Origin of the sequence: Paenibacillus sp. FSL K6-1566 (assembly GCF_038050475.1) — a bacterium.
In the GTDB taxonomy this organism is placed as follows: Bacteria; Bacillota; Bacilli; order Paenibacillales; family Paenibacillaceae; genus Paenibacillus_AQ; species Paenibacillus_AQ lactis.
Genome location: NZ_JBBOSR010000001.1, coordinates 3,316,624 through 3,333,730 on the forward strand (window position 1 = coordinate 3,316,624; position 17,107 = coordinate 3,333,730).

The following is a 17,107-nucleotide window of genomic DNA, read 5'->3' on the forward strand; positions in this document are numbered from 1 at the left end:
AAGCGAAGCATTGGTATTACAATTCCATGGTCGGATCAGAAGATCCGTTGCTTCCAGCCCATGAGCTTTGCGGCCGATTCCAGATAGTAGTAATCGCCGTATATCAACGACACATTGATATTTTGACCCGCGGGCTTATGGCCGGTTGCCCCTTTCAGAATGCCTTCGTACTCCGGATCGTCCCATTCGGCGTATCGCTTGGTTAATGCGTCCATGATTTTTACGGCATGTCGTATGTAAAGCGAAGCCTCGTCCTTCGGTACGAGAGCGGCGATTTCGAGCAATCCCGAGGCGGCGCAGGAGGCAGCGGAGGTGTCCGGCGGCTCGAGCTCCGTATCTGATGATGTTGAAGCCTCTACAAGCTCTGTCCGGAAATCCCAGGCAGGAACACCCTCCTCACCGAGCGCGGCGATAAAATAATGCGCAACCCGTTTGGCAGCATCAAGGTATTTGGCGTCGCCGGTATACCGGCAAGTGTTTGCCATGCCGTGCAAAGCCCAGGCAGCCCCCCTGCTCCAAGCCGAGTCCGGTCCGAAGCCTTGGCCGCCAAGCGCACCGATATAGTCTCCTGTTACGGGATCGAAGATGCAAATATGCTTGACAGAGCCGTCGGCTCGAATGAAATGCTCGATCACTGTGTCGGCCTGCTGGGAGGCGATATGGGCGAATCTCGGATCGCCCAGCTCCTCGGATGCCCAAAAGAGAAGGGATAGATTCATTGTGGAGTCAATAATGGACCAGCCTTCATTGCCGTGGTTCCAAGCCGTCCGATCAACCGTGTTCCAGGCCCGGATATAACGACCCGCCGGGTTGAATCTTCCTGCTAGCATCGTAGCTGCCAGAAGTCCTCTGCGCCTGGCATCCGGATCACCGGTTAATTTATGCTTAATGACCGCCGTCGGCAGAAACTGAAAGCCAACATCATGATGGAAGTTGTTCTGTGAAAAGAAAGCCTGCTCCAGCTTGACGTCCCACTCCCAAGCTCGTTCCTTATACGCGGGATCCTTGGTCATATCGTACATGATCCACAGCATGCCCGGCCAGAAACCCGATGTCCACCAGTCAATGCGGGTTGAATCGTATTTGCCGTTCACTGCTGCGTGCGGGACCTTATTTGCCAGCTGGCCAGCCATTCTCGACAGCTTATCCTCCAGCAGCCTCCACAGCCCCGCATGGGCATCATGCCCCGGGCTGAGGCGGCCCACCTCCGATATTACGCGGCCCTCTGTATGATTTTCGCTCATGATTTACCTCCGTTCGGATCGTGATTGATGCGATCATAATCGCTCGGCTTTGCTTCATTGTTCCACAAGCAGCCTTCTTTTTCCATACTTCCGATCGAACATCTAGTAAAATGACAAGCGCGTCTTATAAAAACACAAGCCCGGTGGTTTCGCCTAAAAAAAACACAAAGAAGCCGATGATCTTCCATTGCTGCATGGCTAGCCGGGCTCTTAGGATATGAGTATTCATATTCACACCATAAGCAAGGGAGGCGAATGCCGTTGCCGCAAATTACGATCAAAATGTACGAAGGGCGGTCGAATGCTCAGAAGGAAGAAATCGTCGAGGTTTTTACCAGGGAGCTGTCCCGAATTATCGAACGGGAGCCCGAGTTCATCAGCATCCGGTTTGACGAGATTCCGATTGATGAGCATGCGCCGGCCAATTTGAGAAACAAGAGGTGAGGAAGGATGGCCGATCGAAATCATGCGGCTGGATTGGGGACGCTTAAGAATAAACGCAAGAACGTATTAGGCTTCATGTGGAAGTACAAGGCGCTGTACTTGATCTCGCTTCCGGGACTTTTGTTCTTCGTCCTGTTCAAATACGTGCCGCTTCTCGGCTCCGTGATCGCGTTCCAGAATTATAATCTGTTCGCAGGCGTTACGAAGAGCCCGTGGATCGGTCTGGAGCATTTTGAACGGATGTTCTCGCATTATGATTTCTTGAAAATCCTGCGCAATACGCTTTTGCTGGGAACGTACGACATCTTGTTTGCTTTTACGGCACCGATCGTACTGGCGCTGCTGTTGAACGAGGTAAGACTCGTGCTGTACAAAAAAATCATTCAGACGATTTTTTATGCGCCGCATTTTCTGTCGTGGGTAATTGTAAGCGGTATCTTCGTCGGGATTTTATCACCGAGCTCGGGAATCGTGAACGTCATTCTCGGATGGTTCGGCGTTGAGCCGATTTATTTCCTCGGCGAAGATTCCTATATCCGGACCGTGCTGGTCGGTTCAGGCTTGTGGCGGGATGTCGGGTGGGGGACAATCATCTATCTGGCTGCGCTGGCAGGCATCAACCCCGACCTGTACGAAGCCTCGAACATCGACGGGGCGGGAAGATGGCGTCAGACGCTCAGCATAACGCTGCCTGCGCTGCTTCCGGTAATTACGATTCTGTTCCTGCTGAAGATCGGCGATTTTCTGGATTACGGGTTCGAGCGCGTCTTTGTTTTTCAGAATCCGCTCAACATTCAATCCAGCGAAATTCTGGATACGTATATCTACAAGGCCGGTTTGCAGCAGCTTCAGTACAGCTACGCGACCGCGATCGGGCTGTTCAAATCCGTGGTGGGTTTGTTCCTGATCGCGATAGCCAATGCCATCAGCAAGAAAGCGACCGGCGAGTCGCTGTATTAGAGGGGAGTGACGAAGGTGAAATACGATAGTCCCGGCAGAAAGCTGTTTCTCGCAGGCAATTATATGTTCCTGACCCTTCTCGCGCTGACCATGCTGCTGCCGTTTCTTAACGTCATTGCCCAATCGTTCAGCAGTCCGGGTGCGATCGATCGGGGCGTGGTGATGTTCTGGCCGGTAGAATTTACGCTGGCGTATTATGAGCATGTGTTCCAAGATGTTTCGATCTGGCGAGCGTTCGGGATCAGCGTCTACATCACATTGCTGGGGACATTCATCAATCTGGCGGCGACCGCATCCCTTGCGTACCCGCTCTCGAGACCGGAGTACGTGGGAAGAAAGACGATCATGGTGTTTATTCTGATGACGATGATCTTTACGGCTCCACTCATTCCGCAATTTATTCTGATGCGTGAGTTGAGCTTGGTGAACACCCTCTGGTCCCTGATGCTGCCGACGGCGATAAGTGCTTTTAACCTGTTCGTGCTGCGGACCTTCTTCGCTCAAATTCCGAATGAACTGATCGATTCCTCGCGTATCGACGGGTGCAGCGAAGCTAGGACGCTGTGGAGCATCGTGCTGCCGTTATCTAAGCCGGCGCTTGCCACTGTGGGGATCTTCTACTCGGTGACCAACTGGAACAAGTATATGGATGCGCTCTACTATATCAACGACCGTGCAAAGTATCCGCTCCAGGTGAAGCTGAGGGAGCTGCTCGTCAACGAGGGGATGACGGATACGGGGAACATGGCATTTGAAGCGAGCTCCCAATCCGTGCAGGGCGTTCAGATGGCCGTCATTCTTGTCGCCACGCTGCCCATTATCCTCCTGTACCCGTTCCTGCAGCGCTTCTTCATCCATGGGATGATGATCGGTTCGATCAAAGAATGATTCTAAAAAAACGACAAACCGGGCCAAAGACATTCCTTGTGACTACCATATCGGCTCTCTATACTGAGGTTAAGTTTGAAAGCGCTATTATATAGCGGACATTCTAGCTTGAAAAGAGGGGGATTTATGAGTAAACGCTGGAGACGTGTGATCACGGCCGGACTGGTGCTTGCCATGCTGGCAGGCTGTTCAGGCAATAACGGCGGCAGTAACGGAGCGAACGGAGGGGGCGGCGAAACGCAAGGGGGTACTGATGGAGGGCCGACAAAATTCTCGATCTCCATGCGAACGCTGAACGTATCCTACGTGGAGAAGAATCCGGATATCAACAAGGACAAATACGTGCTGGAGCTGGAGAAAATGACGAACACGGACCTGGACATCCGGCTGATCCCGCATAACGAGTATCAGGATAAAATGGTCCAGATGTTCGCGACGAACGACATTCCGGATGTCGTTCAAGGTACCGGCGGGATTAGCGGTCCGGAGCTCGCGGGCGCTGTAGAGAACGGCGTGTTCCTCCCGCTGAATGATCTGCTCGAGGAGCATGGTCAGGACCTGCTCCAATTCATCCCGGAGGAGGCATGGAAGCGGATGACGGATTCCAAGACAGGCAATATCTACGGTATTCCGGAGATCCTGTCTAACCCGTCCCGGCGCGCGACATGGATTCGCACCGATCTGCTGAAGAAGGTCGGGAAGGAGGTTCCGACAACCGTTGAAGAGACGCTGGATGTGCTGCGCGCATTCAAAGAGGCGGGAGTGGAGCAGCCTTATGCCGGCCGGCAGAACTTTAAATATGCCGATACCTTCTTCGGCGCTTATGACGTGCTGGGTTATCTGAACCAGTTCAAAGTATTCCCTGACGGCAAGGTAAAGCCGAGCTTCTTCGATGAGGAGAATATGAAGAAGGCAATCCAAATCTACAAAACGATGCATGAAGAGGGATTGATCAGCAAGGAGTTCGCTACGATCGAGAGCGCGGATTTCAAATCCATCGTCACGAGCGGCAAAGCTGGCATGTGGTCCATGAATGCGAACGAACTCCCGATTTGGGGGACTCAGCTTAAAGAAAAAGTGCCTGAGGCGGAGGTTGCGCTCATCCCGTCGCCTGTCGGCCCGGACGGAAAGGGCGGATATGCCCATTATAACCCGGTTACGCGGTCCTTCTTCATCAACGCAAAAGCCAAGGACAAGGCAGCGGATATCGTCAAGTTCTTCAACTGGATGGTCAGTGAAGAAGCGGAGCTGTACTTCAGCTTCGGCATTGAAGGCGAGGATTATCAAGTAACGGACGGCAAGCCGGTATTCGAGGTTCCAACCGATGCCGCCGGCGCGGATAAAATGCGGTATCTAAACTATTGGCTGTGGATGGTTCAGGATACGACCTACAACAAACGCGTATCCGAGCTGTCCGATTCCGGCAAAGCGCTGATCGATGCGTTCGATCATATGCTTGCAAGCGAAGGGCGCCGGGGAATTGAATTCGATCCGAGGCTGGAAGCCATGGTGAAATATCCGGAGCTGAATCCGAAATCCGACGAGCTCCCGCCGCTGATTCTCGAGCATGTGCTTCGAATGGTATACGGCCGGGAGCCGATCGAGGATTACGGCAAGGTGCTGGAGGAGTACCTGTCAAAGGGCGGCAGCGAGATCATCGAGGAGGCAACGAAGCGATATAACGAAAAAGAAAACGCTTTCGAATAAGTGGAGCTTGTTTTAGTATAGGGTGGAAGATACTCCTCTGCTTATCCATTGCAGGGGAGTATCTTGCTAACCCTATACACACTCGCTAATCCGAAAGGGGAATGGGAATGTACCGCATTCTGGTCGTTGACGATGAACCTATGATAAGAATGGGCCTTACCAAACTGATAACTCAGGCGGATCCTTCCGTGATCCTGACGGAAACCGCCGGCAACGGCATCGAGGCGCTGGAAGCGATCCAACAAGCCCGGCCGGATTTTATCTTCACGGATATCCGTATGCCGAAAATGGACGGTCTGGAGCTTATGCTTGAGAAGCAGCGGGGGTATTTTCCATTATCCAAGCTGGAAGCTTGGCTTGAGCAGTTGGAGCTCGCCGTATGGCATTTGCAAATGAACGAAATCCAGGTAAGGCTTCAAGAAATCGAGGAATACTGCCAGGAACGAGAGCTCGAATCGATTCAGCTTCAGGATTTGCTGGGTGAGCTGTATGCGAAACTAATCAAGCAGCTAAACAGCAGGGATATCTACACTTTTGAGCGAATTGCGGGATTTCTTAAGGCGGAGTCCGGCAATCCGGGGAATATGTTTCAAGCATTCCGGCAAGCCGTGGAGCAGACCGTCCAGCAGATCCGGGCAAAGCGCAAAGGCAATGCCAAAGAGCCCGTCGAGGAAGCCAAAGCTTATATCGAGCGCAATTTGTCCAAGGATCTTTCGCTAGACGAGGTGTCGGATATGCTCGGATTGAATCCGTCTTACTTCAGCCAGCTGTTCAAACAAATGACGGATGAAACCTTCGTGCACTACCGCATTAAGAAAAGGATGGAGATGGCCAAGAAGCTGCTTGCCATCCCGCATTACAAAATAACGGACATCTCGTTTGAGGTGGGCTATGCGGATCATCCCCATTTTACGAAAACCTTCAAGAAATTTACCGGATACACCCCTTCCGAATACCGGGAGCTGCTGGGGATCGAATAATGAGAAGGAGCTTGTCCCGCCAAATCTTTCTGTATTTCCTAATTGTCGTACTATTCTCCCTGACCACCGTCGGCGTGTTCTTCTACCTCAAATCGTCCGAAGCCATTGATGAACAGGTGGAGAAATATATGACGACTGTCATAACGAATGCCGCACGCCAGACGGATAGTCAGCTGCAGATGTTCGAGCGGATCAGCAATACCATTCTCCTTCAGGATTCGGTAAAAAAATTTCTGGATATGGACCCGGCCGACAGCTACGAGCATTACCGGTTCACCCATTTGATCCGAAAAGACGTATTTCAGAAAATCTTTATTCAGTATCCGACCCAAACGCATATGATGTACATCCTGGGGTACCATGGCCGATCGATCTTCGATCAGAATCAAAATTTCTCCGCCATGTCGATTGATCCGTCGGATCGGCTGCAGGAGCTGATGGAGAAGACGCCGGACAACGGCGAGATCGCCATTCTCAAGACGAGTCTGCTGGAACAAGATCGCGGCAATGTCATTACGGTCGCCCGGAAAATCCGCGGCATGAGCACGTATGACGTAAAGGGCGTTCTCGCTATCGAGTTTAATGAAAACCAGCTGTCGAGCCTATGGAATGGCGTTGATCTGGGTGAACAGGGCTTTTTCTTCATCCTTGACCGCGAGGGTGAGGTGGTCTATGCACCGGATCACGTTGATATGAACGGGATTACGGCAGGCGGCTTGCCGCAGCGCATTATTGCCGAAGGGGATAAACGCTTCATCGAACCGGTGCTTGGCGAGCGCACGATGATCATATCGAGGCAATCGGATTATTCGGGATGGAGCCTGGTCATTATGATGCCGCTGGAGGAGCTAAGGGCGCCCATTTCTAGCATCCGATCGACCACGATGATTGTTGGATTTGTCACATTGATTATAGCGCTTGTCCTGGCATACCGGTTCGGTAAATCCATCGTCGATCCGATACGGAACTTAAAGAACGGCATGCGCCAGACAGAGAAGGGAAATTGGACCCACATTACGGACGCCAAGCCGCGTGAGGATGAAATCGGAGGGCTGATCCACAGCTACAATCTGATGGTCAGCCGGCTGTCGGACATGATCGAGCAGGTATACGATACCGAGCTTCACAATCAGAAAACGCAGCTGGAGCTCCAGAACATTCAGCTGGAGCGGCAGCGGGCGGAGTTCCAGGCGCTGCAGCTGCAGATCAATCCGCATTTTCTGTATAACACGCTCGAAACGATTAACTGTTATGCGATTGTGCAGGACTCCGATGAAATTTCGGAGATGGTGGAGTCGATGGCCTTCATGCTCCGATATTCGATTCAGACAAATTTGGAGGAGATCACGATTGCGAATGAGCTCAACCATGTCCGCCATTACATGATCATCCTGAAGCACCGGATCGGACGGGACTTCGAAATCGAGGTGGCAACGCCGCCGGAGCTGCTGCTGGAAAAAATGGTCCGGCTCTCCCTGCAGCCGATCGTCGAGAACATTTTTCAGCATGCGTTTCCGGAGGGGATTGAGCCGTGGCATTATATCCGAATTGACACCCGCATCGAAGGGGATCAGCTGCTGGTGATCGTGGAGGATAACGGTTCCGGCATTCCTGAGGCTAAGCTCGGCCGGCTGCGCCGGCGATTGGAGGAAAACCGTCTCATGGACGAAGATGAAGGACGGAATGCCCGCCGCAGAGGCGGGATCGGGATCGTGAATGTACATCGGCGGATACAGATGGTGTACGGCGAGGATTACGGCATCAAGATCCGCAGTCAGCCGGGATCGGGAACCAAGATCGTGATGACGATGCCGCGGATGGAACGCGTTAATGATCAGGAGAGCAGGCTGAAGCAGCTGCAAACGTGACGCTGCTTCAGAGTGGGTAACGGGAGATCAACTTGACACCAATCAGGAGGGATTCTTATGCACATCAACTTATCGGGAAACATTGCCTTAATAACGGGCTCGAGCGGAGGCATCGGGCGGGCGGCCGCGATCATGCTGGCCCGAAGCGGCGCTAAGGTGGCGCTGAATTACTTGAACAGCAAGGAAGCGGCAGAAAGGGCGGTGGCGGACATTCGGAGCAGCGGCGGCGAGGCGGATGCGTTCCGTGCGGATGTCACGCAGATCGAACAAGTGGAGGGGCTCGTTCGCGAGGTGGAGAGCACATTCGGCGGCAGGATTACGATTTTGGTGAACAATGCGGGTCATCTGGTCCAGCGGCTCGCCAATGCCGAAATGACGGAAGAGCTGTACAACAACGTGATGGATGTCAATATGAAAAGCACGGTGTTCGTGAGTAAAGCGGTGATCCCCGGCATGAAATCGGCCGGAGGCGGCCGCATCGTAAATCTGACATCGGTGGCGGCCCATAACGGCGGCGGACCCGGAGCCAGCATTTATGCAGCCAGTAAGGCTGCCGTGATCAGCTACACCAAAGGATTGGCCAAGGAGCTTGCCGCAAGCGGCATTAACGTCAATGCCGTCTCCCCGGGCTTTATCGGACAAACTGCATTTCATGCCACGTTTACCTCGGATGAAGCACGGAAGGCAACGGTTCAAGGCATTCCGCTGGGGCGCGAAGGGACGCCGGATGACGTGGCGGGATCGATCCTGTTTCTCGTATCGGATCTGGCCTCCTACATAACCGGCGAAACAATCGAGATCAACGGCGGCATGTTTATGCGATGAGAGAGTTTATGGGAATTCAGGAAAAATCGCGGCGGTATGATTGGAGCCGGGAGACCCTCCGTCTGCTGAAGGCTGAGCTTGATGAGGTCATTGCGAGTAATCCGGAGGTACCAGAGGAGCCCGGCGGCTGGTGGCATCAATATGTGTGTCCCCTCCATCATACGGAATTGATCTTTGACCCGCTGGAAGCGTATGCACGAGTGTATGGCTGCCCTCATGGGTGCCGATGGGAGGGCGAGCCGTACCGAGGAGCGTGGTTCGTGTTTAAGCATCAGGCGATGGCCAGATACATCCTTCAAGCTGCCGCTGTTTACGCGGGTACGGGTGAGAGAGGATACAGCGAATTCGGCAAACATCTGCTCCTCCGTTATGCCAGGCAGTTTCCCTTATATCCGGTCCATCCGGATGCCCAGCCCTGGATGCTGAAAGGCAGGGCGTTCCATCAGGCCCTGACGGAAGCGATCTGGACGACAACGATTCTAAGAGGTTACCTGCTGCTTCGGGATGAAGGCATGCGCTTCGATAAAGCGGAGTCGCGGATCTTTAACGAGTTCCTTCACATGTTGGAGAGCAGCATGACGGAATACCATCGAGTGTTGACCCGGGAGCGGGGAAATCCGGAGAACAATTACACCGCTTGGCTTATCGCGGCGTTGTTTTGTATATACGCGGTGCAAGGCGACAAGCTGAAAATGAGGGAGCTGATCCGCTGCGAGGGCGGGTTAAAGCACCATATGAGCATCGCGGTCCGGCCGGATCAGCTCGAGTTCGAGCGGAGCGTGTATTATCACGTTTTTGTTCTGCGGGCCTATCTCATTGCGGCCGAAATGGGCTCAAGACTTGGCGAAGATGTATATGCGTTGACTGGCGGAGATGGACAGTCCATGGAAGGTATGCTGACTGTACTTGTCCGCTTGGCAGACCGAAACGGCGTATTGCCGGCTTTGCACGACGGTCCTTATAAGCGGGTACCGTATGCCAGAGAAATCGCTGAAATTATGGAGATCGGCCTGACGGTGTATGAGAATGGGAGCTACCGCGGGCTGCTCGCCGCCGCTTATCGCGATATGAACGGCGAACAGGGGAGAATCGGCATGCTGGAGGCGCTCCTCTATGGTAAAAGCAGTTGGAACGGAACGATGGGCGGACCTGAGTCTGCAGCTTCCGCAGGGCCTGTAGTCTCTAGTATCATCCTTCCGCACAGCGGATTTGCGTTATTACGAACGGAGGCTCGGAACGGTATTCAGGCCCTTGTCGATTTTGGACCGCATGGCGGCTCACACGGCCATTTTGACAAACTAAATCTTATGGTTCATATCAACGGAGCACCTTTATCGCCGGATCGTGGGACCGTACCCTATGGCTCAAAACTGAAAAAGGCGTGGTATCTTCATACAGCCTGCCATAATACGGTATCCATTGGAGAACGTTCTCAGCTCCCATCCCAAGGCGCATGCGTGCGCTATGAATCATCGCAAAGCTGCGCCTACGTTTGGCTCCGCACGCAAGAAGCCTATGAGCATGCCGTGCTGGACCGCCATTTACTGCTAACCGAAGGGTGGCTTCTGGATTGGTTTGAGGTGAAGACGGAGAAGCCGGAGGTAGTGGATTGGTGGTTTCATTATATCGGGAGCGGGAACCTGGTCGACGCCGGGGACGATCATCAAACTCGCTTGCCGGACGAGGAGCCGCAAAACGAGGTTTGGCCGCGTCAACTCGGAACGGAAGATGGCTATGGTTACGTTACGGAAAAGCTCACGCACAGATTGAGAATTAGGCGGAAACAGCTCGATTTGAGGATCACGAGCGAAACAGGCCTTGGCGCCTCCGTGTCCTTCGTTCCGTTTGAGGGCATGGAATGCGTGCAGGTGGAATCGCCTGGAACCGCGGATGATCCAAGCCGGAAGATGGAAGGGATTCTCTTGCGCATGAAAGGAGAGAGGTCCCGTTTTATAGCAGTATACCGAAGCGGAGATAGGCCCGTAGAGCTGCAATGGAAGGCTTCGAAGGAAGACGGGCGGCTGACGCTGTCCGATGGCAAATCTATAAGAAGCTTCCGTATGACCAGCCAAGGACTGAAGGAGATGGTGCAATCATGAAGATCTTATTCGAACCGCACAGCGGGCGTCTGTCTGTGCCATATCAGCCGAACGAAGAGACCAGGCTGCTCGAAAATCCCCCGAGGTTCACCTGGATGCCGGGGCAGCTGGACAACGATTGCTATGTTCTGCAAACATCAATGTCGCCATCGTTCGAGCCGGGCGTGACGAGGACGTTCACGGACATCCCGTATAATCTGTATACTCCGGATCATGTGTTTGCCCCCGGCACATATTACTGGAGATATGCACTGATGAAACATGATGGAGGGGAAGCTCCGACCGATGATCTGCGAGGACGAACCTCATGGAGCCGAATCCGTCGGTTTGAGGTGCATGAGGGGCTCCCGGAAACGCCTCTGCCCGGCAGAGCCGACCGTTATCTGAACACTTCGGCGTCACATCCACGTCTGTGGTTGGATAGCAGCGGAATCACCGCATTCCGCGAGAGGCTGCAGCGGGAGAACGATGATTGCGGCTGGAAAGCTTTTTACGAGAAGTCGGTGGTACCCTGGCTGGAGAAACCGCTCATTCCGGAGCCGAAGCCGTATCCGGATCATAAGCGTGTGGCGAGTTTATGGAGACAGATGTACATGGATTGCCAGGAGACGCTGTACGCGATTCGGCATTTGAGCGTGGCCGGCGTTATTTTGCAGGATGCTCAGATCCTTTCAAAAGCGAAACAGTGGCTGCTTCATGCGGCAGGCTGGGATCCGGAGGGGACGACGTCGAGAGATTATAACGACGAGGCTGCGTTTAGAATGGTCGGTGCGCTCGCATGGGGCTATGACTGGCTGCATGACATGCTGTCTGCCGAAGAAATCAAGCTTGTCCGAAGCGCTTTAATGCGACGTACAGAGCAGGTTGCTTATCATGTAATGGAACGCTCTAAAATTCATCATGTTCCCTACGACAGCCATGCCGTCCGCTCGCTATCATCCGTACTGGTACCCGCCTGTATAGCCATGCTGCATGAAGAGCCGAAGGCGCAGCAATGGCTGGATTACACGCTGGAATACTACGCCTGTCTATACTCCCCGTGGGGAGGAGAGGATGGAGGCTGGGCGGAGGGTCCGCTCTATTGGACGACCGGTATGGCCTTTGTTATCGATGCGTTGAATTTGATCCGCAATTATGTATCGATCGATTTCTATAAACGACCGTTCTTTGCGCGAACGGGAGATTTTCCGCTGTATTGCAGCAGTCCGGATACGATTCGGGCGAGCTTCGGCGACCAGTCCTATCTCGGGGAGCCGGTCAGCTTGAAAACAGCATTTAACATTCGCCAATTTGCCGGGATTACAGGTAACGGGTTGTACCAATGGTATTTTGAGCAGGTGGCAAAAGCCGATAAGGACGCCGATTCGAAATTTTACAATTATGGATGGTGGGACTTCCGGTTTGACGATATGCTGTATCGGCATGATTACCTACAGATCGAGGCGGTAGCCCCCACTATAGCGGTGTGGGAATCAGAAGGTGGGGCTATAAGGCAGTCTGAAGCGGAGGTTATCGAAGATCCAGAGAGGTGGAGCAGGGGAAACAATTCTGAAAAGTGGACGACCGAGGATTCAGTCAGCAGCACAGGCACGATTCGGGCCGTCAAATGGTTCCGCGACATCGGATGGGTTGCCATGCACCACCGCATGGATGATCCGGATGAGCATATTATGCTGCTGGCAAAAAGCAGTCCGTACGGCTCGATCAGTCACAGCCATGGCGACCAGAACGGATTTCTGCTGCATGCCTTCAGCGAGCCGCTGGCGATCGAAAGCGGGTATTACATTGCTTATGGCAGCACGATGCATATGAATTGGCGGCGGCAAACCCGCTCCACGAACAACATCCTGATCGATGGACATGGCCAGTATGCGGGCAAGGATAAGGTGCGCTGTATCGAGGCGAGCGGCAAGATAGAAGAGGTCCAATCCTCGCAAGGACTCGGATATGCGCGTATGAACGCGACAGACGCTTACTTCGAGCATGTTCCTTACCTGGAGAGGTATGTGCGTGAAATCTTCTTTTATGACGAATCTTATTTCGTCATTGTTGATACGGTGGACTTGGCTAAGCCTGCCCGCGTCGAGTGGCTCTTCCATACGCTGCATCGAATGAAGCTTTCGGGTCAGACCTTCAGAGTCGCGGGAATCAAGGCGGAAATGGAAGGCCGGTTCGTTTACAGTTCATCCGGCGATCTAACACTGTCGCAGCATAATCAATTTACCGGCGTTGATCCGGAGGAGATTAAAGAGCTGGACCCGCAATGGCATTTGCATGCCGAAACGAATGTGGCGAGGAGTCACCGGATTGTAACTTTGCTCGTTCCCATGAAAAAGGACGAGAACAAGTACGTCTCCTATTTTCTTGATGATCAGGATCACGGCGTTCTTCTCTATTTCACGAACGGGGACGGGAAGACAAGAAGCGTAGAGGTCCCAAAAGCATACTGAGTGAACCACGGGGCAAGTGTAGGGCGGCTCGGAGGTGGTCAACGATTGGGCGGTCATCTTGAAAGGTCGACCCGAGGCTGAAGTGAGAATGAACAGATAACTAGTATTCTGGTGATTCTGTAATTGGAATCGAGTGAGCGATGAGTTTTCTTACCGCGTGCCTCTCCCGGCGCGCGGTGTAATGATGACTGCTGCACGATGATCAGCGTCGAAGCTCGGACGACAAGCCATGCATGATGGTTTGGTGATTCGGTAACAGAAATAAGTGAGCGGAGAGTCGGTGGTTGGTGTACAGGTGAACAAGAGATTGGCAGCCTGCAGGTATGGTCCGGCGGATCGGTAATGCGGTTGTCACGAGGGCTAACAGTAACCTGGCGACTCGGCGGTGTAAGTATCGGTTCCACGGTTGTGCTTGGATACAGGTGTACAGTGCGGGTAGAAGACTGATAGCCGGTTAGTTGGTGGCTGGTGGATCGGTAATATTCGGTGTCGGAGTGCGAGTGGTCTGCACAAATACCTCATTCGATAGTAGGATGAGATTCATGGATGGAGCGTACATGTTGTAACAAAGGCTCGATGGGCAGCGAAGCGGCTGTTCCAGCGAGCCTTTGTGCGTGTAAAAGAGTAGGCTCTATTGGCGAAACTTTGCGGCGATGTGGTGAAAAGGGACTTGTCCAGGCGATAAGTAGTCCAGGCTCTCAGCAAGTCCCGAAAAGGGACTAGTGAGCGCGAAAAGCAGCTCCGCGCCCGTAGCAAGTCCCGAAAAGGGACTAGTGAGCGCGAAAAGCAGCTCCGCGCCCGCAGCAAGTCCCGAAAAGGGACTTGTAAGTGCGAAAAGCAGCTCTGCGCCCGCAGCAAGTCCCGAAAAGGGACTAGTGAGTGCGAAAAGCAGCTCCGCGCCCGCAGCAAGTCCCGAAAAGGGACTAGTGAGCGCGAAAAGCAGCTCCGCGTCCGCAGCAAGTCCCGAAAAGGGACTAGTGAGCGCGAAAAGCAGCTCCGCGCCCGCAGCAAGTCCCGAAAAGGGACAAGTGAGCGCAAATGGCAGCTCCGCGTCCCGCAGCAAGTCCCGAAAAGGGACTAGTGAGCGCGAAAAGCAGCTCCTCGCCCGCAGCAAGTCCCGAAAAGGGACTTGTGAGCGCGAAAAGCAGCTCCGCACCCCGCAGCAAGTCCCGAAAAGGGACTAGTGAGCGCGAAAAGCAGCTCCGCGCCCGCAGCAAGTCCCGAAAAGGGACTAGTGAGCGCAAATGGCAGCACCGCGCCCTCAGCAAGTCCCGAAAAGGGACTAGTGAGCGCAAATGGCAGCACCGCGCCCTCAGCAAGTCCCGAAAAGGGACTAGTGAGCGCCCGAAGTAGCTCAGCGGTCAGAGCAAGTCCCGAAAAGGGACTAGTGAGCGCCCAAAAGTAACTCCCGAGCATTGCCCTCCAAAGTTCCCCCAAAAGTCCCCCTCCAAATGCCCAGCATCCCACTTATTCCGCTGCAGACCTGGACTGAGAGGGGGTTATCCCCTTGTACTGTTTATACAGCTTCGTAAAATAATTCGGGTTGCTGCAGCCGACAATCCCGGCAATTTCCGTGATGGTTAAGGAGCGCTCGCGAAGCAGCTTCTCGGCCTCATTCATCCGGGTGAGGTTGACGAAGTCAACGAAGGTCCGGCCGGTAAGCCTTTTAAACATTTTGCAGAAATGGAAGGGATTCAAGCCAACCTGCGCGGCCGCCTCCTCCACGGAGATTTTCTCGCCGATTTCGGTTTCGATCCGGCTGATCAGCTGCTTGAAACGCTCACGATTGGCAAAATACGTCTCCGCTGGCTTCTCCGCCAGATGAGAGGGCAGAAAGGCTCTTGCAAGCTCTACGAAAAGGGTGTAAAGCTTGGTTTTGGCTATCAACTGGTACGCGGGAGGACGTGAGCTTAACTCGTCGATGATTTCTTCGATCAGTCTATCGTAATCATGGATCACCGGATTGGCCTCGGCCGGCTTAATAGGGAATCTCAGCTTTCCTTCGAGATACGGGGCTACATAGCGGGTATGGAGCGGGTCATGGATGAAGTCGTTGAACAGCGACCCGTTGACAACGACACAATCAAATCGAACATCCCCATCCTCGCTTGCATAGCCGACATGGAGGCAACCGCCAGGAATTATCATGACATCGCCTGGCTTCATGGCATACGGCGCCGTGTCGATATGAAAGACGGCATACCCCTCCCGCATGCGAATGATTTCGAAGTGCTCGTGCCAATGAAGATACAGGATGCAGTCTCTACTTCGCGCGTTCGGACTAAAGTTGCGGAAGACCTGTACCGGGTAGGCCTTATAATCAAGCCTGGTGTTTTCGTGCAGCTCTTTCGGATTGGACATGGGCTCACCTCAAACCGCAAGATCAGAGTGGTAATGCACAAGGTTATATAGAGATTAACAAAAAATCTGCTTATATAATGAAGTTGCTTCATTTACAGTAAGCCAATATTCGAATGATTTCAACCGGGTGCTTATCTCAATGAGAAGTCGACTAAGGCGGACAGATTGTCCGATCTTATCTGCCCGGCGATGCAATGGAGCACCTAAAAATCTGATGTGGGGAGCATGAGATCATGACCAAGCCATTTAAAGTCGTCGTTGCCGGATGCGGCCATATGTCGAATACATGGGTGGACTATGCAAAAGGAAGAGCAGATACGGAAATCGTAGGTTTGGTGGATATCCAGGAATCATTCGCCGTTGCCATGGCAGACCGCCACGGCCTGGTATGTCCCGTATTTACCGATGTCACCGACGCGATCCAATCGACCGGAGCCAATGTAGTATTTGACGTAACCGTCCCTGCTAGCCACTATGCAATCAGCACAGCTGCCCTTAAGCATGGATGTCATGTTTTTAGTGAAAAACCGCTCGCTGAATCCATGCCGGAATGTCTGGAAATCGTGCGTCTAGCTCAAGAAACCGGGAGGACGCATGCCGTCATGCAAAATCGCCGCTTTGATCCGCGCATACGGGCATTTAAAGAGCTGATTGACAGCGGTTCCATCGGAAAGCCGGGTTTTATGGCAGCCGATTTTTTCCTAGGGCCGCATTTCGGCGGATTTCGGGATGTCATGGATAGCCCGCTGCTGCTGGATATGGCGATCCACACGTTCGACCAAGCACGCTTGATCAGCGGAGCGGACCCGGTATCCGTATACTGTCACGAATTTAACCCGCCGGGGTCCTGGTATGCCGGCAATGCAATGGCCGTGTGCATCTATGAGATGTCGGATGGTTCGGTGTTCAACTACCGCGGCTCATGGTGCGCGGAAGGGGTTCAGACCTCATGGGAAGCTGCATGGAGGGTGACGGGAGAGAGGGGCACCGCCATCTGGGACGGACATGACGAGATTTATGCGGAGGTTGTCGCCCCTAGTGATCAGACAGGCCAGTTTATCCGGAAATATGAGCGCATAAATGGAGTGCTCCCGGACATGGCGAAGATCGGTCATCATGGATGCCTTGAGCATATGTTCGATTCCCTGCTGAACGGGACGAAGCCGGAGACCGATTGCAGCGATAATATTTACAGCATGGCTATGGTGCTCGCCGCCCTGGAAAGCGCTAAGACGGGCCGTAAAGTGATGATTTCGGATGTGCTGGGAGCTTAATGAATCG

General features: G+C 53.4%; 12 protein-coding genes. 10 read left to right on the plus strand and 2 right to left on the minus strand.

What is annotated here, in order from left to right:
* Positions 1-35 precede the first annotated feature (35 nt).
* A complete protein-coding gene (locus NST08_RS14575; protein ID WP_341342634.1) occupies positions 36-1,133 on the minus strand; it encodes a glycoside hydrolase family 88 protein in 1,098 nt (365 codons plus the stop codon).
* 372 nt (positions 1,134-1,505) lie between these two features.
* Here NST08_RS14575 and NST08_RS14580 point away from each other — a divergent pair, with 372 nt between their 5' ends.
* The 9 genes from NST08_RS14580 to NST08_RS14620 all read left to right on the plus strand — a co-directional run bounded on the left by NST08_RS14580 (position 1,506) and on the right by NST08_RS14620 (position 13,465).
* Positions 1,506-1,688 (plus strand): tautomerase family protein, encoded by a 183-nt coding sequence (locus NST08_RS14580; RefSeq protein ID WP_341341921.1) that lies wholly within the window; start codon positions 1,506-1,508, stop codon positions 1,686-1,688.
* Between the two features lie 6 nt (positions 1,689-1,694).
* A complete protein-coding gene (locus NST08_RS14585) occupies positions 1,695-2,648 on the plus strand; it encodes an ABC transporter permease (RefSeq protein ID WP_007130109.1) in 954 nt (317 codons plus the stop codon).
* A gap of 15 nt (positions 2,649-2,663) precedes the next feature.
* A complete protein-coding gene (locus tag NST08_RS14590) occupies positions 2,664-3,536 on the plus strand; it encodes a carbohydrate ABC transporter permease (RefSeq protein ID WP_007130108.1) in 873 nt (290 codons plus the stop codon).
* 126 nt (positions 3,537-3,662) lie between these two features.
* A complete protein-coding gene (locus tag NST08_RS14595) occupies positions 3,663-5,243 on the plus strand; it encodes an extracellular solute-binding protein (RefSeq protein ID WP_341341922.1) in 1,581 nt (526 codons plus the stop codon).
* A gap of 107 nt (positions 5,244-5,350) precedes the next feature.
* Positions 5,351-6,223 carry a response regulator transcription factor gene (locus NST08_RS14600; RefSeq protein WP_341341923.1) on the plus strand — a complete coding sequence of 291 codons (873 nt, stop codon included), beginning with the start codon at positions 5,351-5,353 and terminating at the stop codon, positions 6,221-6,223.
* Positions 6,220-8,091 carry a cache domain-containing sensor histidine kinase gene (locus tag NST08_RS14605; protein WP_144878869.1) on the plus strand — a complete coding sequence of 624 codons (1,872 nt, stop codon included), beginning with the start codon at positions 6,220-6,222 and terminating at the stop codon, positions 8,089-8,091. The genes NST08_RS14600 and NST08_RS14605 overlap by 4 nt, the downstream gene beginning before the upstream one ends.
* Positions 8,092-8,148: 57 nt before the next feature.
* The gene (locus tag NST08_RS14610; protein WP_144878868.1) at positions 8,149-8,916 is read left to right on the plus strand and encodes an SDR family NAD(P)-dependent oxidoreductase; all 768 of its coding nucleotides are present in this window, start codon (positions 8,149-8,151) and stop codon (positions 8,914-8,916) included.
* Between the two features lie 8 nt (positions 8,917-8,924).
* The gene (locus tag NST08_RS14615) at positions 8,925-11,015 is read left to right on the plus strand and encodes a heparinase II/III domain-containing protein (RefSeq protein ID WP_341341924.1); all 2,091 of its coding nucleotides are present in this window, start codon (positions 8,925-8,927) and stop codon (positions 11,013-11,015) included.
* On the plus strand, positions 11,012-13,465 hold the full coding sequence (locus NST08_RS14620) for a DUF4962 domain-containing protein (protein ID WP_341341925.1): 2,454 nt from the start codon (positions 11,012-11,014) through the stop codon (positions 13,463-13,465). Before NST08_RS14615 ends, NST08_RS14620 begins: the two co-directional genes overlap by 4 nt.
* Positions 13,466-14,932: 1,467 nt before the next feature.
* Here NST08_RS14620 and NST08_RS14625 read toward each other — a convergent pair.
* The gene (locus NST08_RS14625; protein ID WP_341341926.1) at positions 14,933-15,826 is read right to left on the minus strand and encodes a helix-turn-helix transcriptional regulator; all 894 of its coding nucleotides are present in this window, start codon (positions 15,824-15,826) and stop codon (positions 14,933-14,935) included.
* Positions 15,827-16,059: 233 nt separating this feature from the next.
* Here NST08_RS14625 and NST08_RS14630 point away from each other — a divergent pair, with 233 nt between their 5' ends.
* Positions 16,060-17,100 (plus strand): Gfo/Idh/MocA family protein, encoded by a 1,041-nt coding sequence (locus tag NST08_RS14630; protein WP_007130098.1) that lies wholly within the window; start codon positions 16,060-16,062, stop codon positions 17,098-17,100.
* Positions 17,101-17,107: the final 7 nt, after the last annotated feature.

Bases quoted from the DNA above. Each gene is read 5' to 3' on its own strand.
- NST08_RS14575 (WP_341342634.1), bottom strand. From the start codon at position 1,133: ATGGCTGGCCAGCTGGCAAATAAGGTCCCGCACGCAGCAGTGAACGGC.
- NST08_RS14585 (WP_007130109.1), top strand. From the start codon at position 1,695: ATGGCCGATCGAAATCATGCGGCTGGATTGGGGACGCTTAAGAATAAA.
- NST08_RS14595 (WP_341341922.1), top strand. From the start codon at position 3,663: ATGAGTAAACGCTGGAGACGTGTGATCACGGCCGGACTGGTGCTTGCC.
- NST08_RS14600 (WP_341341923.1), top strand. From the start codon at position 5,351: ATGTACCGCATTCTGGTCGTTGACGATGAACCTATGATAAGAATGGGC.
- NST08_RS14610 (WP_144878868.1), top strand. From the start codon at position 8,149: ATGCACATCAACTTATCGGGAAACATTGCCTTAATAACGGGCTCGAGC.
- NST08_RS14615 (WP_341341924.1), top strand. From the start codon at position 8,925: ATGGGAATTCAGGAAAAATCGCGGCGGTATGATTGGAGCCGGGAGACC.
- NST08_RS14620 (WP_341341925.1), top strand. From the start codon at position 11,012: ATGAAGATCTTATTCGAACCGCACAGCGGGCGTCTGTCTGTGCCATAT.
- NST08_RS14625 (WP_341341926.1), bottom strand. From the start codon at position 15,826: ATGTCCAATCCGAAAGAGCTGCACGAAAACACCAGGCTTGATTATAAG.
- NST08_RS14630 (WP_007130098.1), top strand. From the start codon at position 16,060: ATGACCAAGCCATTTAAAGTCGTCGTTGCCGGATGCGGCCATATGTCG.